General features: G+C 36.6%; 22 protein-coding genes and 2 tRNA genes. 5 read left to right on the top strand and 19 right to left on the bottom strand.

What is annotated here, in order from left to right; all coding sequences use genetic code 11:
• Window positions 1-14: 14 nt before the first annotated feature.
• Together JF75_RS02395 and JF75_RS02390 are read right to left on the bottom strand one after the other, a co-directional pair.
• Entirely contained in the window at window positions 15-431 is a 417-nt protein-coding gene (locus JF75_RS02395; protein WP_046331695.1) for a DUF1269 domain-containing protein, read from the bottom strand.
• A gap of 17 nt (window positions 432-448) precedes the next feature.
• Window positions 449-874, bottom strand: coding sequence for a DUF948 domain-containing protein (locus JF75_RS02390; protein ID WP_046331694.1), 426 nt, complete (start codon window positions 872-874; stop codon window positions 449-451).
• A gap of 111 nt (window positions 875-985) precedes the next feature.
• Here JF75_RS02390 and JF75_RS02385 point away from each other — a divergent pair, with 111 nt between their 5' ends.
• A complete protein-coding gene (locus tag JF75_RS02385) occupies window positions 986-1,801 on the top strand; it encodes a mechanosensitive ion channel family protein (protein WP_046331693.1) in 816 nt (271 codons plus the stop codon).
• A gap of 97 nt (window positions 1,802-1,898) precedes the next feature.
• On the opposite strand, the gene JF75_RS02380 is transcribed toward JF75_RS02385, so the two are convergent.
• Window positions 1,899-2,513 carry an XTP/dITP diphosphatase gene (locus JF75_RS02380; protein WP_046331692.1) on the bottom strand — a complete coding sequence of 205 codons (615 nt, stop codon included), beginning with the start codon at window positions 2,511-2,513 and terminating at the stop codon, window positions 1,899-1,901.
• A 13-nt stretch (window positions 2,514-2,526) separates the two neighbouring features.
• Complete coding sequence (gene murI / locus JF75_RS02375; protein ID WP_046331691.1) at window positions 2,527-3,315, bottom strand: glutamate racemase; 789 nt, start codon at window positions 3,313-3,315, stop codon at window positions 2,527-2,529.
• Between the two features lie 69 nt (window positions 3,316-3,384).
• Here murI and JF75_RS02370 point away from each other — a divergent pair, with 69 nt between their 5' ends.
• Entirely contained in the window at window positions 3,385-3,804 is a 420-nt protein-coding gene (locus tag JF75_RS02370; protein WP_046331690.1) for a YslB family protein, read from the top strand.
• A gap of 72 nt (window positions 3,805-3,876) precedes the next feature.
• Window positions 3,877-4,248 carry a large-conductance mechanosensitive channel protein MscL gene (gene mscL / locus JF75_RS02365; protein WP_046331689.1) on the top strand — a complete coding sequence of 124 codons (372 nt, stop codon included), beginning with the start codon at window positions 3,877-3,879 and terminating at the stop codon, window positions 4,246-4,248.
• A 27-nt stretch (window positions 4,249-4,275) separates the two neighbouring features.
• Here mscL and trxA read toward each other — a convergent pair whose 3' ends face one another.
• From trxA to JF75_RS02315, 10 genes are all read right to left on the bottom strand, one after another.
• Window positions 4,276-4,587, bottom strand: a complete 312-nt coding sequence (gene trxA / locus JF75_RS02360; protein WP_034980713.1) for a thioredoxin — start codon at window positions 4,585-4,587, stop codon at window positions 4,276-4,278.
• Between the two features lie 85 nt (window positions 4,588-4,672).
• Window positions 4,673-7,027 (bottom strand): endonuclease MutS2, encoded by a 2,355-nt coding sequence (locus tag JF75_RS02355; RefSeq protein WP_046331688.1) that lies wholly within the window; start codon window positions 7,025-7,027, stop codon window positions 4,673-4,675.
• Window positions 7,028-7,080: 53 nt separating this feature from the next.
• Window positions 7,081-7,386 (bottom strand): DUF1292 domain-containing protein, encoded by a 306-nt coding sequence (locus JF75_RS02350; protein WP_046331687.1) that lies wholly within the window; start codon window positions 7,384-7,386, stop codon window positions 7,081-7,083.
• Window position 7,387: 1 nt separating this feature from the next.
• Entirely contained in the window at window positions 7,388-7,816 is a 429-nt protein-coding gene (ruvX, locus tag JF75_RS02345) for a Holliday junction resolvase RuvX (protein ID WP_046331686.1), read from the bottom strand.
• Window positions 7,816-8,073 carry an IreB family regulatory phosphoprotein gene (locus JF75_RS02340; RefSeq protein ID WP_038521496.1) on the bottom strand — a complete coding sequence of 86 codons (258 nt, stop codon included), beginning with the start codon at window positions 8,071-8,073 and terminating at the stop codon, window positions 7,816-7,818. The genes ruvX and JF75_RS02340 overlap by 1 nt, the downstream gene beginning before the upstream one ends.
• Window positions 8,074-8,125: 52 nt before the next feature.
• Window positions 8,126-10,765, bottom strand: coding sequence for an alanine--tRNA ligase (gene alaS, locus JF75_RS02335; protein WP_046331685.1), 2,640 nt, complete (start codon window positions 10,763-10,765; stop codon window positions 8,126-8,128).
• 295 nt (window positions 10,766-11,060) lie between these two features.
• Entirely contained in the window at window positions 11,061-11,891 is an 831-nt protein-coding gene (gene nadE / locus JF75_RS02330; RefSeq protein WP_046332912.1) for an ammonia-dependent NAD(+) synthetase, read from the bottom strand.
• Window positions 11,891-13,366, bottom strand: a complete 1,476-nt coding sequence (locus JF75_RS02325) for a nicotinate phosphoribosyltransferase (RefSeq protein ID WP_046331684.1) — start codon at window positions 13,364-13,366, stop codon at window positions 11,891-11,893. The genes nadE and JF75_RS02325 overlap by 1 nt, the downstream gene beginning before the upstream one ends.
• 77 nt (window positions 13,367-13,443) lie before the next feature.
• Entirely contained in the window at window positions 13,444-14,535 is a 1,092-nt protein-coding gene (locus JF75_RS02320) for a glycosyltransferase (protein ID WP_046331683.1), read from the bottom strand.
• 2 nt (window positions 14,536-14,537) lie between these two features.
• Window positions 14,538-15,269, bottom strand: coding sequence for a WecB/TagA/CpsF family glycosyltransferase (locus tag JF75_RS02315; protein WP_046331682.1), 732 nt, complete (start codon window positions 15,267-15,269; stop codon window positions 14,538-14,540).
• Between the two features lie 124 nt (window positions 15,270-15,393).
• On the opposite strand from JF75_RS02315, the gene tagD reads away from it, so the two are divergent.
• Window positions 15,394-15,780 (top strand): glycerol-3-phosphate cytidylyltransferase, encoded by a 387-nt coding sequence (tagD, locus tag JF75_RS02310; protein ID WP_046331681.1) that lies wholly within the window; start codon window positions 15,394-15,396, stop codon window positions 15,778-15,780.
• 36 nt (window positions 15,781-15,816) lie between these two features.
• Here tagD and JF75_RS02305 read toward each other — a convergent pair whose 3' ends face one another.
• Both JF75_RS02305 and JF75_RS02300 read right to left on the bottom strand, forming a co-directional pair.
• A complete protein-coding gene (locus JF75_RS02305; RefSeq protein ID WP_046331680.1) occupies window positions 15,817-16,515 on the bottom strand; it encodes a GntR family transcriptional regulator in 699 nt (232 codons plus the stop codon).
• Window positions 16,516-16,596: 81 nt separating this feature from the next.
• Window positions 16,597-17,712: a hypothetical protein gene (locus JF75_RS02300; RefSeq protein ID WP_046331679.1), complete on the bottom strand. Its 1,116-nt coding sequence runs from the start codon at window positions 17,710-17,712 to the stop codon at window positions 16,597-16,599.
• A gap of 630 nt (window positions 17,713-18,342) precedes the next feature.
• On the opposite strand from JF75_RS02300, the gene JF75_RS02295 reads away from it, so the two are divergent.
• Window positions 18,343-19,926, top strand: coding sequence for a BspA family leucine-rich repeat surface protein (locus JF75_RS02295; RefSeq protein WP_167334206.1), 1,584 nt, complete (start codon window positions 18,343-18,345; stop codon window positions 19,924-19,926).
• Window positions 19,927-19,964: 38 nt separating this feature from the next.
• Here the strand turns inward: JF75_RS02295 and JF75_RS02290 are convergent.
• The 3 genes from JF75_RS02290 to JF75_RS02280 form a co-directional block, all read right to left on the bottom strand.
• Window positions 19,965-20,036, bottom strand: a tRNA-Gln gene (locus tag JF75_RS02290).
• A 7-nt stretch (window positions 20,037-20,043) separates the two neighbouring features.
• Window positions 20,044-20,125: transfer RNA gene (locus tag JF75_RS02285), tRNA-Tyr, on the bottom strand.
• 63 nt (window positions 20,126-20,188) lie between these two features.
• Window positions 20,189-21,370, bottom strand: coding sequence for an aminotransferase class I/II-fold pyridoxal phosphate-dependent enzyme (locus JF75_RS02280; protein WP_046331677.1), 1,182 nt, complete (start codon window positions 21,368-21,370; stop codon window positions 20,189-20,191).
• Window positions 21,371-21,410 lie beyond the last annotated feature (40 nt).

Here is a 21,410-nt window from a genome sequence, read left to right as displayed (position 1 = left end):
CATTTTTTATTAATTTATGGTCTGGAATATGGGTCAACTGGTGCAGCAGACGGATCAGATGAACCTTCTGGTTTTGGAGGCTCCGGCTGATTAAAATCGTCTGTTGTTTCTGCATGATGCAGATCATTTGCTACATCCTGAGCATGATCTTTTTGCTGTGCGTCATCATCTTTTGAATTATCAATAACGATATCATCAAAATCCTTTAGTTCTGAATCATCTTCTACATTCTTAGGGAATGAAGCCAGTTGATTCTTCACTATTTCAGTACCATTATCATATTTCTTCTTTAAATCCTGAACAGTTTCATTGTTCTTAACTTTTTTCTTTAATTCGTCGATTTGGTCATCACTTACTAAGAGAGAGCCAGCAAGAAACCCCACTGCAGTCCCGACAATAGTACCCAAAACAAAACTTACAAACTTTTTCATAAAAGTAACTCCTTTTACTAATCTTCACCTTTACGTCGCTTATGCCGTGCAAACACCGATGCTAAAGCAGATGACACTAATCCGTTACGTTTCCAATGAAAATTATTGAAACGTTTTGCCATTTTTCTGGTAGAGGTATTAACATCTGAAACGCTTTCGCCTAGATCAGCTGCTGCCTGAACAACAGGATCAATAGTTTTCATTTTAACATTAACATCTGCTAACAAGACATTGGTTTTATCAAGCAAATCTCCTGTCTGATGCAGTAAACCATTAACATCATCGGAAATTTGCTGAATAGACTCGTTAGCACTTTGGATTGTTTTTTCAGCTTCTTTAGTCGCCTTTGCGGCACGAATAAGCACTGGAATTGTGAAAAGTACTAAAATTAATAATGCAATGGCAGCAATCAACCCTGCTAATGCACCATAAGAAAATTTCATCTTTTACCTCCAATTCTATACCTAAAAAAAGTCTAGCATGAAAATGCTTTAATCTCAATCCATATGTCATATTTTGTTATAGTTAATATGCATATACGAAAGGTAATTACCATGAATAAAATATTTCAAATCAACAAAAATGTTCTCAAATTCAACTGGGACAGAGTAGGCGAACAAGTCTTGTCAATCGTCTGGCAGTTAGCAATTTCATCCTTAGTTTTTTATTTAATTGATCATTTTGGCAAAAAAATTATCAGCCATTATTTAAAACGCAGTAAAAGAAAACAAAATAAGAGAACACAAACTGTAACAGCCTTAATCAACAGTATTTTCGAATACACAGTAATTTTCTTTTATTTATTTGCGGTGCTATCAATTTTAGGCATCCCAGTTGGAACTCTACTTGCAAGTGCCGGTATTTTTTCACTGGCTTTAGGTATGGGGGCACAAGGCTTTGTCAGCGATTTAGTTAATGGGTTTTTTATCTTAAGCGAAGACCAGTTTGATGTAGGTGACATTGTTTCCATCAACAATCAAACGGGAGTTGTAGTACAGTTGGGTTTAAGAACTACCAGACTTAAAGGATCGGATGGTTCTATTATCTACATTCCTAACCGCAACATTTCAATAGTACAAAATCTGGCCCATGGTGGCATCGGTTTGGATATAACAATGCAGCTTAAAGCTAATAATGACTTCACAAAAGTTCATGATATTATTAGCCAAATAAATAATAAATTGAGTACTAATATTAATTTTTTAGTACAGGAACCCAAAATAGTTGGAATCACAGAACAAACGGCACAAACTGTCAATTATGTTGTTCATTTTCAAGTTAAACCTGGCCATGAAAAAGAAGTGCAAGATGAGTACCTAACACAATATTTAAAAATATTACCTCAAAATAAAATTTTACTGGCAGAATAAAATAAAAACTGATAAACATTACATAAGGACATAAGGCAAATTCAACGAAATTATTATTCTTGTTGACATATTGCTTGCGCTTTTTATCAGTTTTTACTTATTCAAATTGAGTCAGCCAATTAGGTAATTCTTTGAGCAGTTGGGATATCGCTCTTCCCCGATGAGAAAGACTGTTTTTTTCAGCGATGGTCATCTCAGCAAAGGTTTTCTGTTTTTCTGGTACATAAAAAAGCGGATCATAACCAAATCCATCATCGCCTTGAGGTGCAGGCAAAATTAAACCCTCGCATTGTCCTGAAACAACCAAATCTTGTTCAAAATGACCAGGTTTAGACACTACGATTGTAGTGTTAAATCTAGCGGTCCGTTTCTTTAAGGGTACTCCGCCAAGTTCTGCCAGCAATTTAGCATTATTTTTTTGATCATTATGTTCGGGGCCGGCAAAACGCGCAGAATGAACTCCGGGAGCACCATCAAGTGCATCAACGATTAATCCAGAATCATCAGCTATTGTTAACATATGACTATAATTTGCTAATTCGTGGGCCTTAAGCTTAGCATTTTGCTCAAAAGTTATTCCATATTCATCAATTACAGGCGGTCTGTCTAAATCAGCATTGGTTTTGAGAGTAACGTTAATTGCAGCCGTTTTAAAAGCTGATTTTAGTTCCTTGACTTTTCCTTTATTGGTAGTAGCAAATAATATTTCCATTTTTTCTCCTTTACTAAAGGTCCTGTGCACTAAATTTCTCATCCTGTAATACTATTTTACCAAGTTCATCAAACATTTTGACATCACCTGTAGTATAGTACTCGTGCTTTCCTTTAGCTGAACTGTCCGTGAACATCTGATCACGTTTCATAATATTATATGTATACTGGGCAACTTGATCAGCAGGGTCAATTATTTGTACAGCCGGTTTCACGCACTGAGCAAATTCACTGCGAATAATCGGATAATGAGTACATCCTAAAACTAGAGTATCAACACCTAAATTGTTTATTGGCAATAAAATCTTTTTAAGTGCTGCCATATAAGCTTGATGTCCCGCATTGTTTTCAATTAGAGGTACAATTTGAGGGGCAGCTATTTCATTCACAGTTATTTCGGGATCACGTGCTTGTATTTCCTTTTGATATGCATGTAAGCCAACAGTCATCTTGGTGGCCACGACCGCAACATTTTTATTTTTAGTCGCATTTGCTGCTGCAACGGCACCTGACTGAATTACACCAATAATTTGCGGTTCAATTTCTTTTTGAATAGCTTTCATAGCCACGGCTGTGGCTGTGTTACATGCAAAAATAATCAGTTTGACATTTTTGCTTATTAAAAAGTTAACGCTCTGCTTAGTAAGCGCAATAATTTCCGCTTTAGACTTATCACCGTATGGAATATGAGCATTATCACCAATAAAAACAGTCGCTTCGTGTGGCATTTTGGCAATAATTTTTTTGACTACTGTCAACCCGCCAACACCAGAATCTAGCAAGCCAATTGGTCGGTTATCCATTATAAAAGTCTCCCCTAAATAATTTATACTTCAGTCAATTTTACGGTAAAATAAAAGAAAATAAAAGGGATGAATTTCTTTATGCAAAACAATAACGAGCAACACGAACATGTTTATTTTGTGAATCAACTTTATCGTGATTTCTTACTGCCAACAATTTTAGGTAAAGACAACGAAGCGATTCTTTATTGGGGTGGCAAACGAATTGCCCGTAAATATGATTTGTTGTCATTTGAAGATGTGGTTAGTTTCTTTGCAACCACAGAATTCGGTAGCTTAGAAAAGACAAGAACCCATCGCAACGAAGAAATATTTAAACTCAAGGGGCAAAATGTGACCGATCGGATTAACAGTGGCAGTCAAGAGTTTTCGCTCGAAGCCGGCATCATTGCAGAAGCAATTGAAAAGGAAACTGGCCGCACAACTGAGTGCGAAATCAAAGTTGATGAACGAAAAAAAGAAGTTAAATTAATTGCTAAGTTTGATTAAACTTCCAGAAACAAATAATTTAGTCTTTTGCTATTTTTGCAATATGATTAAAGTAAGAATGGAGGAAATAAAATGCTTAGAGAATTTAAAGAATTTATTCAACGTGGTAATGTTATTGATCTAGCTGTGGGTGTAATTATTGGTGGAGCTTTTACCAACATTGTTAATTCTTTGGTAAATAATTTGATTAACCCACTTTTAGGGCTATTTATCGGAAAAATAGATCTATCCAATTTGGTATTTAAAGCCGGTGGTGCCACATTTAAATACGGTGAATTTATCAATACTGTAATTAATTTCCTGATTATAGCATTCATAGTTTTTTTACTAGTCAAAGCCGTCAATAAAGTAATGAGACACAATGAGCAGCAACAACCTGCTGGTCCATCTGCTGAAGACTATCTCAAAGAAATTCGGGACTTATTAAAAGAAAAAAGCAATTAAAAAAATTCCTGCAAAAGCAGGAATTTTTTATTTTGTGTATTGATCCAAAATCTGACTCAGTTTTGCTTTTGGAGTATAGCCGGTAATCCGGTCCACAATTTCACCATTCTTTTTAATTAATAAAGTGGGAATGGCCATTACTCCCAGAGAGCTTGGTACTTCCTTATTTTGATCAACATCCATTTTGGTAAATTTAACGTCTTGACGCTCTTCAGCCAGTTCATCAACAACTGGTGATTGCATTTTACAAGGACCACACCAGGTTGCCCAAAAATCTGTTAAAACCACACCGTCTTTTGTTTCTTCTTCAAAGTTTTGATCTGTAAGCTCATCAACCATGAAAAACCCTCCTTTAAGGAAAAAATAGTTATCTATTGATATTTTCATTATAGCAAGCAAACTTACTTTTTACAAGTAAAGCATTTTATTGTAAATGAACAATAGTAGCACCATTACCGCCCTCATTTGCCGGAGCGTAATTATAACTTTTTACATGCTTGCTTGACTTTAAATACTGCCAAACGCCTTTTCTAATTGCACCAGTTCCAATGCCGTGAATGATGGTTACAACATCAAGCCCTGCAAGCAGTACAGAGTCAATATACCGATCAAGATTAGTCATCGCTTCATCATATCGCTGACCGCGCAAGTCAAGCTCACTTCTCACATTGCTTCTTCTGCTTGCACTAACAGCGCGAACTTGTTGGTGAGTCCGCGACTCTTTTTGGGAACCGATTTTTTCAATGTCGCGGTCACTGACTTTAACTTTAATGATGCCCATTTGGACTTCATATTCGTGTTCAGATAATTTTTTAGTAATTGTACCAGTTTGTCCGTACGACAGTACTTTTACTTTATCACCCACATTGACATGATGTCGTCTTTTTTCACGTTGCAAAACACGGTTGTGAGCCAAATTTTCATTTTGCCGCGCAAGTTGATTAAATTCACCCTTAGCAGCAATCACCTCATTTTGTTTGACATTGCCCTTTTGCTGTTCAAGCTGAGCTATGATTTTATCCGCCTTTTTACGACTTTTAGCGACCACTTCATTAGCTCTTTCCTGGGCAAATTCTAATTGTTTTTGCACACGCTGATTATACCAATCCAATGCCTGCTGCAGCTTCAGTTCAAGCTTTTTAGCGCGATCAAGACTAGTTGTTAAATGACTGCGGGCATCTGAAGCAGCTTTTGTCTGTTTGGTCAACTCGGTAATCATTTGGTTAATATCAACATTTTCGTCACTCATTAACCCTTGAGCGTTTTTAACCACATCCTCACGCATCCCCAACCTGCGAGCAATTGCAAAAGCATTACTGTGACCGGGGATACCAATTTGTAAACGATAGGTTGGAGACAGTGTTTTAAGATCAAATTCCATTGAAGCATTAGTCGTCTTTTTCCGATTATAACCATAAAGTTTAAGTTCTGGGTAGTGTGTGGTAACGATTATTTTAGCCTTTTTCTGACGTAAAAAATCCAAAATACTAATTGCAAGACTGGCTCCTTCTTCTGGATCAGTCCCAGCTCCAATTTCATCAATTAAAACAAGAGTTTGAGCATCAACATTTTTCATTATCTTAACAATATCGTTAATATGTGAAGAAAAAGTGCTGAGTGATTGCTCAATAGATTGCTCATCCCCAATATCAGCGCAAATATCCCTAAAGACTCCCGCTTTACTGCCTTCTGCTGCCGGGATAAATAATCCTGACTGGGCCATCAATTGTAAAATTCCAGCAGTTTTTAAGGTAATAGTTTTTCCACCAGTATTGGGACCAGTTATCAGCATCGTATCGTAATCTTCACCAAGGCGAATGTCGTTGGCAACCACTTTTTTAGGGTCGATTAAAGGATGTCGCGCCTGTAAAAATAAAAATGACTGATCATTAGTCAGTTGCGGTTCAGTTGCCTTCATTGCGCGAGCCAGCCTTGCTTTGGCCTGGATGAAATCAAGTTCAACCAGAGAAGTTGCAATGGCATCTATACTATCAACTTCTGGGCGCACTAAATCAGACAGATTGCGTAAGATTCGCCTAACTTCTCGCCTTTCTTGTGCCAAAAGATTTTGCTGACGATTGTTAAGATTTAAAACTGCACTCGGCTCAATAAATAAAGTTTGGCCACTGGCACTCTGATCGTGAACAACGCCACCAAATTTATTGCGGTATTCTTGCTTAACTGGAATAACATATCTTTCGTCACGAATAGTTACGATTTGTTCAGATAAATACTTGCTGCTATTTCCTTTGGTGTAGCTGTCCATTTTCTCTTTGATTTCAGCATCATTGTTTTTGATTTCGCGCCGTAAATGCGATAATTCGCTAGAAGCAGTATCAAGAACTTCCCCGTCAAAATCCAGCGAACGATTAAGTTGCTTAAACAGTGACTGAGGCACGTCCAATTGCATTAAAATCGAATCTATTGCCGTTAAATCCAATTTTTCTTCATCAACATCGCTAAAAAATTCGTTTATTTCATTTGCAAGTGCTAAAACCAGTAATATGTTACCCAACTCTTTAGCGTTCAAATTTGCTTTGATCCGCAAACGTTTAATACTTGGCTCAACATCAGCAAAATCTGTTAAAGGCAGCTGCCCTTTAACACGTAAAATATCAGCTCCAGCCAATGTCTGTTTTAAAGCACGTTCAACCTGAGTAAAGTCATTACTTGGTACAAGACTCTTAGCCGCCATTTTAGCTGGTGTAGTAATTGCCATTTGCTGCAATTGTTCAGTAATTTTTGCAAATTCTAAAATCTTTAATATTTTATCATTCATTAGTTTCTAAATTATCAATCTTGAATAAAAAAGGCTGGCCTAGCCAGTCTTTCTTATTCACCACTTAATCGGTCATCGTCCAAAAATGTGTTCAAAACTCCTTGGACCATATTCCATTCATCATCCGCTTCAATCTCGTGTAAATCACTGCTAGTGACGTCACCTGCGGAATCGGAGTCATAACTAAAGGCCAAAACTTCAATTTCCTCATCATCACTAGCAGCTGCCGGATAAAGCAAGACATATGATTTATCATAGTCATCAGAATGAAATGTAAATAAAATTTCATATAATTCTTCGTTACCTTGATCATCAATCAAGGTAATTTGACGGTCATCACCGTTAACTTCTTGTGTCATATTAATCCTTTCGGTTTAGATCTAAATAATTTTGCAAAATCAAGACAGCGGCCATTTGGTCAATTACTTTTTTACGCTGATGGCGGTTATGCATGCCTGCTTTCTCAACTAAAACCCGTTCAGATTCAACTGTAGTTAGTCTTTCATCAGAATAGTGCACTGGTAAGTTAAACTTCTTTTCCAGCCTTTCACCATAAGCCTTACTCCGCAAAACCGCAGCGCCTGAAGAGCCATCCATATTTTTAGGCAACCCTAAGACAAAACCTTTTGGTTCATATTGGCGCACAATCTTTTTAATTGCACGCATACCAAAATTATAGCGCGTTTCATCAATAGGAATAGTTTCAAGCATTTGTGCAGTAACACCTAATTCATCACTGATCGCAACTCCTACTGTCTTCGATCCAACATCTAAACCAACTAGTCGCATTATTTATCTTTTCCAAGATAATTTTTGACAAGCTCTTCAATAATTTCATCACGTTCGTGTTTTAAAATTAAATTACGAGCATCATTATGCCGTGGAATATAAGCCGGATCGCCAGACAGCAAATACCCAACAATCTGATTAACTGGATTATAGCCCTTCTCTTCTAGAGCATTATAAACATCTTGCAGAGTATCATGAACGTTTTTGCCTTTGTTTTCATTAAAGTCAAAGTGCATTGTCTTATCTAGCGAACTCATAATCTTTCCTCCTAGCACAATTTTACTTGAAAAATAGTATAAACTCAATTAATTAATTTTTTGCAATCGCTGTAATCACTGTCTGGATAGCTTTTTCGAGGCCTTCAGGTTTTTTACCACCGGCTTGAGCCATATTTGGTCGACCGCCACCGCCACCGCCAAAGATTGGAGCGGCTTGCTTAATCAGATCACCAGCTTTAAGCCCCTTTGCTAAGGCCTTATCACCTAAACTGATAATCATATTGGCCTTGCCATCACTAGCGGTAGCTAAAATCAGTACATCTGACTTTTGGTCACTCTTCCAAGTATCAGCGAATTCACGCAAATCATTCATTCCGTTAACATCAACTCTTTGTGCAATAACAGATAAATCACCGACCTGCTCTACATTATCAAAAATAGAGTTGGCTTTACTTTGATTAATTTGCAAGTTCAAGTCTTCAACCTGCTTTTGACTGTCATGCAGGTCTTTTTCAAGCGAATCAACCTTATCAATAATATCTTCTGGTTTAGTTGATTTTACTTCTGCTTGAATCTCATCTAACAGTTCAGACCTATTAGCTAAATATTCATAAGCTTTTTTAGAAACAACTGCTTCAATTCTTCTCATTCCTGCACCAATAGCAGATTCAGAAGTAATTTTAAAAATACCAATCTGGTTAGTATTGGCACAATGAGTACCACCACAGAATTCAATAGAAAAATCTTCTATTTGGACAACACGAACTTTATCACCATATTTACCGTCAAACAAAGCTAGAGCACCCATTTTTCTACCTGTATCAGGGTCAGTAATGGTAGTTTTGACATCAATTGCTTCCCAGATTTTTTGGTTTACCAAATTTTCAACTGACTTAATTTCTTTGTCAGTCATTGGTTCAAGTGCAGTAAAGTCAAAGCGCAAATAATCGGGTTCAACCAAACTGCCGGCTTGATGAGTATGTTCACCAAGTACGCTTCTCAAAGCTGCATGTAATAAGTGCGTGGCAGTATGAGAATGGCGCAGACCTTCGCGACGAACTCTGTCGATCTTTAGAGTATATTCCTCACCTTTTGTCAGAGGTAAAATCACATCGACAAAATGCATATTTTGATCATTTGGCGCATGTTGCACATCGGTTACCTGGGCAACAAGTTCTCCTTCCTGATCATAGATATTACCGTGATCGGCTACCTGACCACCACGTTCACCATAAAATGGAGTCTTATCAAAAATCAAAACGGCATTATCGCCATCTGCTTTATCAACTAACTGATCATCAACTATAATATCAACTAATTTTGCGTGTTTTTCTTCATAAACGCCATATTCAAATTCTGACTTATCCTTTAAGTTCATCAGAGTTTCATCTTGAGAGCTCATTGATTGCAAATTACCGCGAGCTTTACGAGCACGATCTTTTTGAGCAGCCATTTCAGCATCAAAGCCCTTTTGATCAACTTTTAAGCCTGCATCTTGGGCAGTTTCAAAGGTAAGTTCGTAGGGGAAACCATAAGTATCAAACAACTTGAATGCATCTTTACCGGTAATAGTTTTATCTTCCGACTTTTGTGCACTTGCAATCAAGTCATCAAGTAGAGTTAAGCCCGATTCAAGAGTTAACTGGAACCTTTCTTCCTCATTCTTGATTACTTTGGCAATGAAGTCCTTTTGCTCTGTAACCTCTGGGTAATGACTCTCCATAATCTTGCCGACTACTGGAACCAACTTGTAAAGAAAGGCACCCTTAATGCCTAAACGCTGACCATTTAAATCAGCGCGCCGAATCAAGCGCCGTAAAACATAGCCTCTGCCAGTATTTGACGGCAGAGCGCCATCCGCAATGGCAAAACTGACAGTCCGTACGTGATCGGCAATAATCTTAAAAGCGGTGGTATCTGCCTTATTTGAACCGTACTTTTTAGCTGCAGTCATTTTTTCAGTTTCGTGAATAATTGGCAAAAAGAGATCAGTTTCAAAGTTAGTTGGTGCATCCTGTAAAATAGACAAAACACGCTCTAAGCCCATACCGGTATCAATATTCTTGTGTGGTTGATCAACATACTTGCCATTTGCCAAGTGATTGTATTGTGAAAAGACGATATTCCAAATTTCCAAATAGCGGGCATTTTCACCACCAGGGAAGTTTTCCGGATCATCTTCTGCCACATCGTTATTTTCCTGACCACGATCATAAAAGATTTCAGAGTCAGGACCACAAGGACCTTCACCAATATCCCAGAAATTTTCTTCTAATTTAACAATATGATCTTCTGGCATGCCAACTTGTAACCATATTTTTTGGGCTTCTGTATCTTTAGGATAAACAGTGCAGTATAGCTTTTCCTGATCTAAGTCAAGCCAGTCAGGGCTGGTTAAAAATTCCCAAGCCCAGGTAATTGCTTCTTTTTTGAAGTAATCACCCACAGAAAAGTTACCCAACATTTCAAAAAAAGTTTGATGTCTGGCAGTTTTCCCCACATTTTCAATATCATTGGTTCTAATAGACTTTTGTGAACTGGTAATGCGGTGATTCTCAGGCACTACTGAGCCGTCAAAATATTTCTTCATCGTTGCCACACCAGAGTTTATCCACAGCAATGTTGGATCATCCTGCGGGATTAAAGATTGACTGGGCAATACCATGTGACCGTGCTGCTTGAAGAAATCCAAAAACATCTGTCTAAACTCTGAACTTGTCAGTTTCTTCATCAAATATATCTCCCTTTTTGTCAAAATAAAAACACCGTTGCTTATCTTAAGGACGCCTTTAAACGCGGTACCACCTCAATTGCAACAGTGCTTGTTACCTCTTAATTAATTTTAATTATTGAACTTTAAGGAGCACTTTTTAAGCAGCAGTAAATCTTTTTCACCAGTCGATTCTCTCTTTGAACTGCTAATCTTAAAAAACATATCTTAAGTTATCAGTAATTGTACTACTTGCACAGTTTTTGTCAATAATTGGTTAACTTGAAAAAATTTATAAATAAAGAATTCAATATCTCTATTTACGGTAAAAATCATCAAAGATGGTTACAGGCAAGTGTCTCTTATGTTCACTTTTACGCCATAGCGATTCGATTTTCTCTGCGGCTGTTTCAGATACCGTCCGACCTTCCAAATAATCATCAACATCCCTGTAACTGACTCCCAGTGCAGTCTCGTCTGGTAAACCTGGCTTATTTTCTTCCAAATCTGCCGTCGGCGCTTTTTGATACAAGTGCTCTGGACAATTTAAAAATTTAAGCATCTGCTTACCTTGACGTTTATCTAAACGGAAAAGTGGGGTCAGGTCCGCTGCACCATCGCCGTATTTAGTATAAAAACCGCTAAAATTTTCAGCCGCATGATCTGTACCAACTACCGCACCATTGTGAGCACCAGCAATAGCATATTGGACTACCATACGCTCGCGCGCTTTTATATTGCCTTTATTGAAATCTGTGATCTGCTGTCCAGCTTCATTCAAACTGGCTACTAAAGCATCAACAGCTGGTTTAATATTGACTGTTAAATCCTGGTCAGGCTTTTGAAATGTTACAGCTTCTTGTGCATCTTGTGCATCGGCCTGAACGCCATAAGGCAAGCGCACTGCAATAAATTGATATGAACTATCGCCCGTTTCAGCGCGCATCTCTGTAATTGCCATTTGGCATAATTTTCCTGCTAACGTGGAATCTTGCCCACCAGAAATACCCAGCACATAAGACTTTAAGAAGGTATTTGCTTTGAGATAATCTTTTAAAAAATCAACTGAACGTCTAACTTCTTTTTGCGGATCAATTTGAGGCAAAACATGCTCATATTTTATTATTTCTTTTTGCAGTGGTCTCATCATCTGATATCTCCCTTGTTAATATTTGTCCGAATATCCTGAATGATATTCATTTTACTGTCATACAAATCTTGAGAAAGATCGACAGGGTATTCCTGTGGGTTCAAACTTCGTTTATATTCATCCCAAAGACCATCTAAATTAGCAGCACAAAAGTTTTTGATATTTCTTAATTTAGGCTTGTGATATTTTAACTGGCCATTCACAAAAATATCTTTTAAAAGCGGCTCAGCAGTATAATCCGTTACTACTTTGTTAATATAAGTATATTGCGGATGAAACATATAAAGTGAATCAAATTTTCGCGGATCCACACCGGCACGTGCAATCCAGTCACCCTCATTTTTCTTTTCGGTATTGGCTGAAATACGCCAAACCTGCTTTTTACCGGGAGTTGAGACTTTTTCCACATTTGAAGAAATTTTTAATGTATCACGCATATGGTGCTGATCATCTTCAATTGAAACCAATTTATAAACGGCCCCTAAAGCTGGCTGGTCATAAGCCGTAATATATTTGGTGCCAATGCCCCAAACATCAATTTTGGCTCCCTGCATTTTCAAACTGGTAATCGTCGTTTCATCCAAATCATTTGAAGCAAAAATTTTGGCGTTGGTATAGCCGGCATTATCCAGTTCATGGCGAACTTGTTTGGAAATATAAGCCATGTCACCAGAATCTATGCGCACGCCTTGAAAGTTTATCCTATCACCCATTTCATTGGCAACACGGATAGCATTTGGTACACCACTTCTGACGGTATCATACGTATCGACAAGAAAAACGCAGTCTTTATGCGTTTCTGCATAAGCTTTAAATGCTTCATATTCACTGCCAAATGCCTCAACTAATGAATGAGCATGGGTACCAGAAACGGGAATCCCAAACAACTTACCGGCACGAACATTGCTGGTTGAGTCGAAACCACCGATATAAGCTGCACGAGTACCCCAAATTGCAGCATCTGCTTCCTGTGCACGTCTAGTACCAAATTCCATGACACCGTCACCTTGCACGGCTAGCTTGACACGAGCAGCTTTAGTTGCTAACAACGTTTGATAATTAATAATGTTTAAAATGGCGGTTTCAACTAATTGACATTGAGCCAGTGGCCCTTCAACTTGAAGCAAAGGTTCATTGGCAAAAGCAATCTCTCCTTCGGGCATCGACCTTACAGTAAGCTTTAGTTTCAATTGGCGCAGATAATCAATAAAATCATCATCATAGCCAATTTCTTCTTTTAAATATTTTAAGTCACTTTCTTTAAATTTCAGGTTTTGTAAATATAAAATGACGTGTTCTAATCCTGCATAAACAGAATACCCATTGCCAAACGGCTCTTTACGGTAGTAAACCTCAAAAACCGCGTTGCGTTCTGAAATTCCTTTTTTAAAATAGGTATACATCATGTTAATTTCATACAAATCTGTATGCAGAGTTAACGAGTCATCTTTATCCAATTCTTGGTAAAACATTCTGTCCTCTTAACTAAATCCACTAATATTTTTTTCTTATTATAAACATTTGTGGATTTTTTAACAAACTTAGTAATTTATTCAATCTTGTTGTATACCTGCAAAATACTTTCTAACTGTTGTTTTAATGAAAAATGTCCTGCAACATAACTTTTTTCACGCTGAGCCATTTCTTTAAGCTGTTCTTTAGGGGTGGCGATAGCCTGCTTTAACTGGGTACAAATCGAATCTACATCACCAATGTTAGCTACAAAGCCATATTTTTGATCTGGTATCATTACTTCAATATCACCAACTGCAGTTGACAGCAGTGGCAAAAGATTATCGCTTGCTTCCAATAAAACTAAGGGAAAACTCTCAGAATATGAGGTTAAAACCGCTAGATCCATACGCCGATATAAATTTTTTAATTGTTTATGCGTCATAAAACCTTGAAAAGTTACTTGTGGACCCAATTTTAATTGTTGTGCCAAATTTTTTAGAGAGTTTAACTCCGTACCATCCCCAACAATAAATAAATGAGCATTGGCATTATTTAGTTTTTTGAGTGCTTGCAGCAGCAGTGCCTGGCCCTTAATTTTTTCGGCTCTGGCAACATTTACTATATTAAAATTGGGATGTTCATATTTAGCAGGAATCTGACTATCTTCATGAAAAAAAGTACCATTATATATAACGTGAACTTTTTCCGGGTTAATTTTTACTTTTTTAATTAATAAATTGGCAAATCTTTTGGTGACAGCAAAAATACAATCAGCCTGGCTAATTGCATGCAAATTAACTTTGGTAAATATTTTGCCCTTTAAACCGCGACCAGCAAAATCAAGGTAAGGATCGGAATGAATAGTTATGCACCATTTAGCCGTAATTTTTCGCCTAATTAAAGAGAGGAAAAGATTCGCTCTAGGTCCGTGAGTATGAACTATATTAAAGTTTCCTTGATTTATGAAATTAGCTAGTTTATTCAAACCACCTAAATCATAACGACTTTTTATCCCCAAAACTTGTACATTCAGCTTTGCTGTGCGGGCAGCTTGAGCAACGGGGCCATCGGCTAAACATAATAAAGTAAAGTTTTGTTGTTCATTTTTAGCCTCTTTTAGCAAATTAATAATATGGGTCAGACCTCCGCCATTTTCGAGTCCAGCATTAACATGCAAAACTTTCATAATTACTCTTTTCCTTTTTTAGACTGGTAAACTGCGTGAACAAAATGTGGTAAAACCATCATGCGCTTTAACCGAGAAGGATTTTTAAGAAGACGATAAAACCACTCTAAATGAATAGTCTGCCAAATTTGAGGAGCTCGTTTGACCTTTCCTGAAAAGACATCAAAACTGCCTCCTACTCCCATCATTAATGCAGGCAGCAGATTTCTTCGCAAAACAGACAAAAGCTGTTCCTGACGTGGAGAGCCCAGTGCAGCAAAAACCAGGTCAGGTTCTGTACGCTCTATCTGATAGGCTACAAGTTCCAAATCTTCCTTAAAATAGCCGTCTTCAGCTCCTACTAACTGAATATCAGAATAATCCCTGGCGATTTTTCCTTGAATAGCGTGAATTACCTCTGGTCGAGCCCCGATAAGATATACTCTTAAGCTGCGTTCATTTGCCAATTTCATTAGCCAAGAAAACAGATCATAACCTGTTACCCGTTCTTTAAGCGGTTCTCCCAATATGCGACTTGCTTTGACAATGCCAATGCCATCCGCGGTGATATAGTCAGCATCATAAGTTAAAATCTTCATAAATTCAGGATTTTCATTAGCTGACATAACAATTTCAGGGTTGGCAGTAACTATAAAGGTTGATTGATGAGCATTAATTCTGCCAACAAATTCATTTTGAAACTGATTAAAACTTTTATTATCGAAACTAACTCCTAAAACATTTACTTTAGTCATAACTATATCTCCTAATCCTCAATTTACTTTATTTTATCAAAATAATTTCAAATTGAGGACACGCTTTACCTTTTCTAAAAATATGATACTATTAACTCGTCAAATTAATAGGAGTACTGGAACTATGAAAAAAATAATTACTTATGGTACATTTGATTTATTGCATTATGGCCATGTACGCTTGCTAAAACGCGCTCGTGAATTAGGCGATTATCTTATAGTTGGATTATCTACCGACGAATTCAATCAATTTCAAAAACACAAGGAATCGTATAATACTTACGCTGAGCGTAAATATATCCTAGAGGCTATTCGTTACGTCGATCAGGTTATTCCCGAAAAGGATTGGGAACAAAAAATTAGTGATATTCAAAAATATGACATTGATACCTTTGTTATGGGCAATGATTGGAAGGGTAAATTTGACTTTTTAAAACCGTACTGCAAAGTAGTCTATTTGCCTCGTACACCGGGAATCTCTACTACTAAAATCAAAGATGATTTAAAATAACAAAAACTCTGAACTAACAAAGTTAACTCAGAGTTTTTATTTTGCAAAAGTAAATTCAAAACGATCTGCAACATAACTGGCTCTAGTATACTCAAATGGTACGCCATTAGAGAGTTCAGTTACTTGCAGGCGAGTAATTAATGCTTCACCTTTCTTAGCATCGAGCAATCTTGCCGCATTTTCGTTTGCCACCGCTGCAGAAATATATTCAGTTACCCGTCCTATTTTATAACCATTTTTTTCTAAGGTTTGATATAAATGCGAAGAAATATCGGCTTTGGACATATTTAAAATCACGCTATGCGGAATAGATACGACTTCATAGCAAATCGGAACATGATCTGCATAACGTATACGCTCCATACGCAAAACTTCCTGCGTATCATCTAAGTTCAGCCTCTCCATTTCTGATAAAGAAGGCTTACCAAAACGATAAGAAATCAACTTACTCGAAGGTGTTTGGCCATTAGCATGTGTAATATCGGTAAAAGACATAATTCCCGACATTTTTTCTTGCACTTTTTGGTTAGCTACATATGTTCCGCTACCAACACGCTGTTCTAAAATGCCTTCATCTTCCAAGGTTTTAATTGCTTGTCGCAACGTCATCCGAGACACACCAAACTTTTGGGCTAATTGCCTTTCAGCTGGAATTTTACTACCAACTTTGTAATTATGCTTTTCTATTTCACGCTTAATTTGATTGTGAATTTTGATGTACATTGGTTCTTCCATGAATGCACCCCCATTACACATCCTATTATAATTCAAATTGGTCTACTCTGCATGATACGTTACAAATTATAAATTAGCAACTTAATTTTTTTTAGTGGTCCATTTCATACCCCATAAGCGGAATTCAGCATTTTGTCCACATTCTACTGTAATCGAATCATCACTTGTGGCAATCACGCTGGCATGTAAGTGTGCCTGATTTTCTACGGCCAAATTTGCACCATTAGAATTGAAGATAAGATCATGTCCTTCAAACTGTGCCTGATCACTTAGAGCTAAAAAATACTCATACTCATTACCACCATTGAAAGTTACACGCCTGGAATTAGATTCAACTTTGTTCTGAAAATCAGCATGGTTAACAATAGCAGAATTGTTAAGTGTAATCTTCGCTTCACCTGTAGCAATCAAGCGGTTTATTCTGCTGTTTTGAATAATTATGTGCGGGTTTTTCTCGCAGTAAAAGCCACCCTTAAACTCACTGCCAATGACATTAATCCAGGTCTCATCGGTTATAAACATTCCGGTATCCTCTTGCGATAGGAGCTTACTGTTAAGCATATTTAGCCAGACCTGCCCCTGAATAAGAAGTGAGAAAACAACAGTGTTATTTATATCTAATTCAACATTTGCTTTTTTAAAGGTATCAATACTGCCATGAATGTGAGAATTATTGATAACAGCAGTGCCTTTTCCTTCCAGTGCCAAAGCTCCAATATCTTGAACAACATTCTTGATAGTCGAATCATTCATCTCCAAGCGGAAATTTGAACCAGCAAATAAAGAAACTGAACCATTCATAATTACTGTCGAAAACATTTCCAGTGTCACCTTACCATTAGCAGCTATAGTGGCAGTATCACCACCGAAACCTTTGATAATACAATTACGCAATGACAAAAAAGTATTAGCTTCAGCAGGCACAAATAAGCTATTGGCATCATTTACGGTATTAACACATAAATTTTCTAAATTAACAAATTGACTACCGGCATCTACATTCACATAACCCAGTATTGTAGTATCTTCAGGAAGACTACCAGTTCCTTTAATAGTAATATCTGCTAAAAAAATTCCCGCAGGTATTTCATAAAATCCTGGCTCCAGAAGCAACACATCATCCGCACGTAAATCTTTTAAGGCATTATGCCAGCTAATTTCTTTGCCTCCGGCACCAACTCGCACAAGTCTTGACATATATTTCCCTTCTTAATCAAAGTTAGCTTCTTTATTGTACTATTAATAAACCAAAAATAGGCAAATTTGAGCAACTGAATTTACTTCATTCAAAGAAATTTACAACAAATTATACAAAAAGCTAAAGCATATTTTAAATAACAATTATTATTAAAAAGTAAAAAAATCACAAACTAATTCAGCTAAAGATTTTCAATGTTTAACTCTTAATTATATTCACACACATTTTTTACATTAATTAAATTATTTTATTAATATTTATTTATACCAAATATATACGTTTTTATAAATAACGTTTTTTATATCTTTATAAATTATCAACTATTAATTTGGCGCACATCCTAGTAAACTTTTTACCTATTTTAGATAACAAAAAGTAAATATTGGCCAGCTAAAAATGTTGACCGCTAAAAATAAATACTGTATAACCCTATGCTAAAGGTAAATGTATAAATTACGCAAGGGGTTTTTGTTATGCTAAATAAAAATATTATAAAGCGAAAAAATAACAGCTGTTTTTATTTTAAAAATAACAGTATTAGATTTTTATCTTATAGTCTACTCGCAACGGCATTAATAGTAACTGCATTAGGAAACTGTAATAAACCTATTACTGTTCAAGCAGAATCAATGTCTACATTTATAAAAAATTCTGCTACTACAGAAAGTTCAGTCTTAAAAAATAACAATAAGTTAAATTCACAAAATAGTAATACTATTCATGGCACGGATAATGAATGTAAGTGGTTCTTTGATGAAGAGAACAAAACACTTACAATAACGGGAGGAACGCTATCTTCTACACCAATCAGCCAACTGGTAAAGGCGCAACAAAATGATCAAGGTAAAGGAATCAGCCCAAATGATATTCAATATATCGCATTTCAGATCGCAACAGCTGATTATGGCAGTAAGCTAAAAGTTCGACTAGCACAGAATTCAAGTAGCAAATTCGCTGACTTACCAAATTTAGTTGGTTTTATTGATCTCAATAATGTCGATACTAGTGAAGCCAGTGATTTAAGTAGCTTGTTTGAAAACGACAGTAGCTTAAAAGAACTTGACTTGACTTCTTGGGACACTATTTCAAATAGAGACATGAGTAATATGTTCAAAAACGACACTAAATTGACCAGAATTAATTTAAATAATTTTAGAACAGATAGTGTTTTTGATTTTAGTCACATGTTTGAAGGAGACACAGCTTTAACCACTTTAAATTTAGCCAATTGGAAAACCGGTAACGTTAAGAACATGAGTTATATGTTTAATGGCATCTCGGCTACGGAATTGCCAGATATTACCAGCTGGCAAACCTACAACGTTACAAACATGAGTAATATGTTTAAAGACCCCAATTTAAAACAATTAAACTTAAGTCACTGGGATACAGGAAACATTTTTGAAATGACTAACATGCTTGATGGTTTAGGAAATAATTCTGATGGCTTTGTCCTTAGTTTAGGTAAACATCGTTTAAAACCAGCAGCATTTGCCAATTTTAAAATGCCTCAAGTTATTGCAATAGGTACTGGCAGCGTAGCAAAACCTGCTGGAAAAACGCTTTCTGTCTCAGATTTGGTTAATTTATATGACAAAGAAGACAAAAATTGCCCAGCAGAAACATATGTCAGCCAGCCAATTACCTGGCCTGTTGGTGCAATTGACTTAGATAATTCTGTTAATAACATACATATCCCGGCAAATAAAATTAATAAGCCCAATTATGATAACAAAACAGCTGATTTCACAAATTCAGTTCCAACCGAAAACTCAAAGATTCAAGATCCTCAAAAAGACTCAGTTACTAAATTTAATCCAATAAATGACCAAGCAGAAGATAGCGATACTGTTAAATTAGCTCGTAAAGTTCTATGTTCAATCCAAGTTTACGATCAAAATGGTAGTCCAATTAAAGGTTTTATAATTGAACCAGGTTTGACTATTGAAACTTATGGTATGAAGACAATTAATAATCAAAAGTTTTATAAACTCGGTCAAAATATTTTTGTTAATGCTACTGACATTGAAGGTAACAAGAAAAAAATTGTACATAATTCATACGTTTATAACAAAAAAGGTAAAAGAGTTCGCAAGCTTCTTTTAAAAAAAGGCAAGTCAATTCAGGTCTACGGTAATCCAGTTAAAATAAAAAATAAGATATATAATATAATCGCTAAAAACAGGTACATTAAGGTCAACAACTTAGCTTAAGCTGACGCAAAAAGACGACTCTAACGAGTCGTCTTTTATTGGGTTAGCTGGATTCGAACCAGCGCATACTAGTACCAAAAACTAGTGCCTTACCACTTGGCTATAACCCAGTGATAATGGAGGAGGGTGGATTCGAACCGCCGAACTCAGAGAGAGCGGTTTTACAGACCGCCGCGTTTAGCCACTTCGCTACTCCTCCGTCACGCACGTTAATTATAATACCGAAAAACGTACGTGATTGCAAGCAAAATTTGCTTAAAAATTACTTCTTATTCTCTTTAACGAATTTTTCCAGGCGCTTTAGCCCCTCTTCAATTTGATCCATTGAAACAGCGTAAGAAAATCTGATATAACCTTCTCCGCCTTCACTAAAACTAGAACCTGCTGTAACAGCAACTCTTGCCTTGTCAACCAACTCATAAATAAATTTATTATCATCTTGTTCAAAACCATCAGGTATTTTAGCAAAAATGTAGAATGCGCCTTGGGGTTTAGCACACTCAAAACCTATTTTGGTTAGGCCGGAATACAAAGCATCCCGCCGTTTTTGAAACTCTTTTTTCATTGGTAGCGCATCATCCATACCGTTTTTAAAGGCTTCTTCGGCCGCATCTTGCATAGGTGTTGGCTCAGTAGTAACTATTGCTTGGTGAACTTTTGCAATTTGTTGCAAAATATTTTTAGGAGCACAAACAATACCAATTCGGTAACCGGTCATGGCCCATGACTTGGAAACGCCGTTCATTAAAATAACTTGGTCATGCAATGATTTTTCCATTGAGGCATGTGGTTGATCATAGTTCAATTCACTATAAATTTCGTCACACAATGCGAAAATTGGCTTATCACGAATAACATCCGCTAAAGCATCCAATTCGTCTTGACTATACATTACCCCAGTTGGATTGGTAGGATAATTCATAACCAACATCCGTACCCGGTCGCCATACTTGTCAATTACCTTTTGCAATTTTTCTGGTGTCAGTTTAAAGCCGTCGTCTGCTGTATTTACCTTAACAATTTCAACGCCTTCATTAATGACGCCCTCGTCAGTCATATAAAGTGGAAACAATGGAGTTGGCACAACCATAACATCGCCAGGATTCAAAGTAGCTAAAACCGAATCAAAAATAGATTCAGTTACACCATTTGTAACCAAAACTTCAGTTTCTGGATCATAATTTTGACCATATTTTTTACTCAAAAATTCACTGGCTGCCTTACGCAATCCGATGGTCCCGTTTGAAGGTGCATAGTGGGAGTGGTTTTCATCAACTCCTCTTTTAGCTGCCTCTTTAATATGATCCGGTGTATTAAAATCCGGCTCACCTAAAGTAAACTTAACGACATCAGGGATTTTGCTGGCATAATCTGAAAATTTCAAAATCGGATTAGAGGGAGCTTCAGCTAGCCCTTTTCGTACATATTTAATTAAATCTACCATATTTTTCACCAAACTTTCTTTTTAATTATATAGATTATAC

The sequence above is a fragment of the Lactobacillus kimbladii genome, from assembly GCF_000970755.1.
GTDB lineage: Bacteria > Bacillota > Bacilli > Lactobacillales > Lactobacillaceae > Lactobacillus > Lactobacillus kimbladii.
Note: the sequence above shows the minus strand (reverse complement) of the source record. Positions and strands in the feature narration are given on the sequence as shown.

Bases quoted from the DNA above. Each gene is read 5' to 3' on its own strand.
- murI (WP_046331691.1), bottom strand. From the start codon at position 3,315: ATGGATAACCGACCAATTGGCTTGCTAGATTCTGGTGTTGGCGGGTTG.
- JF75_RS02325 (WP_046331684.1), bottom strand. From the start codon at position 13,366: ATGTTTTACCAAGAATTGGATAAAGATGACTCGTTAACTCTGCATACA.
- mscL (WP_046331689.1), top strand. From the start codon at position 3,877: ATGCTTAGAGAATTTAAAGAATTTATTCAACGTGGTAATGTTATTGAT.
- JF75_RS02355 (WP_046331688.1), bottom strand. From the start codon at position 7,027: ATGAATGATAAAATATTAAAGATTTTAGAATTTGCAAAAATTACTGAA.
- JF75_RS02390 (WP_046331694.1), bottom strand. From the start codon at position 874: ATGAAATTTTCTTATGGTGCATTAGCAGGGTTGATTGCTGCCATTGCA.
- JF75_RS02320 (WP_046331683.1), bottom strand. From the start codon at position 14,535: ATGAAAGTTTTGCATGTTAATGCTGGACTCGAAAATGGCGGAGGTCTG.
- nadE (WP_046332912.1), bottom strand. From the start codon at position 11,891: ATGAGACCACTGCAAAAAGAAATAATAAAATATGAGCATGTTTTGCCT.
- JF75_RS02380 (WP_046331692.1), bottom strand. From the start codon at position 2,513: ATGGAAATATTATTTGCTACTACCAATAAAGGAAAAGTCAAGGAACTA.
- JF75_RS02280 (WP_046331677.1), bottom strand. From the start codon at position 21,370: ATGGTAGATTTAATTAAATATGTACGAAAAGGGCTAGCTGAAGCTCCC.
- JF75_RS02300 (WP_046331679.1), bottom strand. From the start codon at position 17,712: ATGTCAAGACTTGTGCGAGTTGGTGCCGGAGGCAAAGAAATTAGCTGG.
- JF75_RS02370 (WP_046331690.1), top strand. From the start codon at position 3,385: ATGAATTTCTTTATGCAAAACAATAACGAGCAACACGAACATGTTTAT.
- tagD (WP_046331681.1), top strand. From the start codon at position 15,394: ATGAAAAAAATAATTACTTATGGTACATTTGATTTATTGCATTATGGC.
- JF75_RS02395 (WP_046331695.1), bottom strand. From the start codon at position 431: ATGAAAAAGTTTGTAAGTTTTGTTTTGGGTACTATTGTCGGGACTGCA.
- ruvX (WP_046331686.1), bottom strand. From the start codon at position 7,816: ATGCGACTAGTTGGTTTAGATGTTGGATCGAAGACAGTAGGAGTTGCG.
- JF75_RS02305 (WP_046331680.1), bottom strand. From the start codon at position 16,515: ATGGAAGAACCAATGTACATCAAAATTCACAATCAAATTAAGCGTGAA.
- JF75_RS02385 (WP_046331693.1), top strand. From the start codon at position 986: ATGAATAAAATATTTCAAATCAACAAAAATGTTCTCAAATTCAACTGG.
- JF75_RS02340 (WP_038521496.1), bottom strand. From the start codon at position 8,073: ATGAGTTCGCTAGATAAGACAATGCACTTTGACTTTAATGAAAACAAA.
- JF75_RS02350 (WP_046331687.1), bottom strand. From the start codon at position 7,386: ATGACACAAGAAGTTAACGGTGATGACCGTCAAATTACCTTGATTGAT.
- trxA (WP_034980713.1), bottom strand. From the start codon at position 4,587: ATGGTTGATGAGCTTACAGATCAAAACTTTGAAGAAGAAACAAAAGAC.
- alaS (WP_046331685.1), bottom strand. From the start codon at position 10,765: ATGAAGAAACTGACAAGTTCAGAGTTTAGACAGATGTTTTTGGATTTC.
- JF75_RS02315 (WP_046331682.1), bottom strand. From the start codon at position 15,269: ATGACTAAAGTAAATGTTTTAGGAGTTAGTTTCGATAATAAAAGTTTT.
- JF75_RS02295 (WP_167334206.1), top strand. From the start codon at position 18,343: ATGTCTACATTTATAAAAAATTCTGCTACTACAGAAAGTTCAGTCTTA.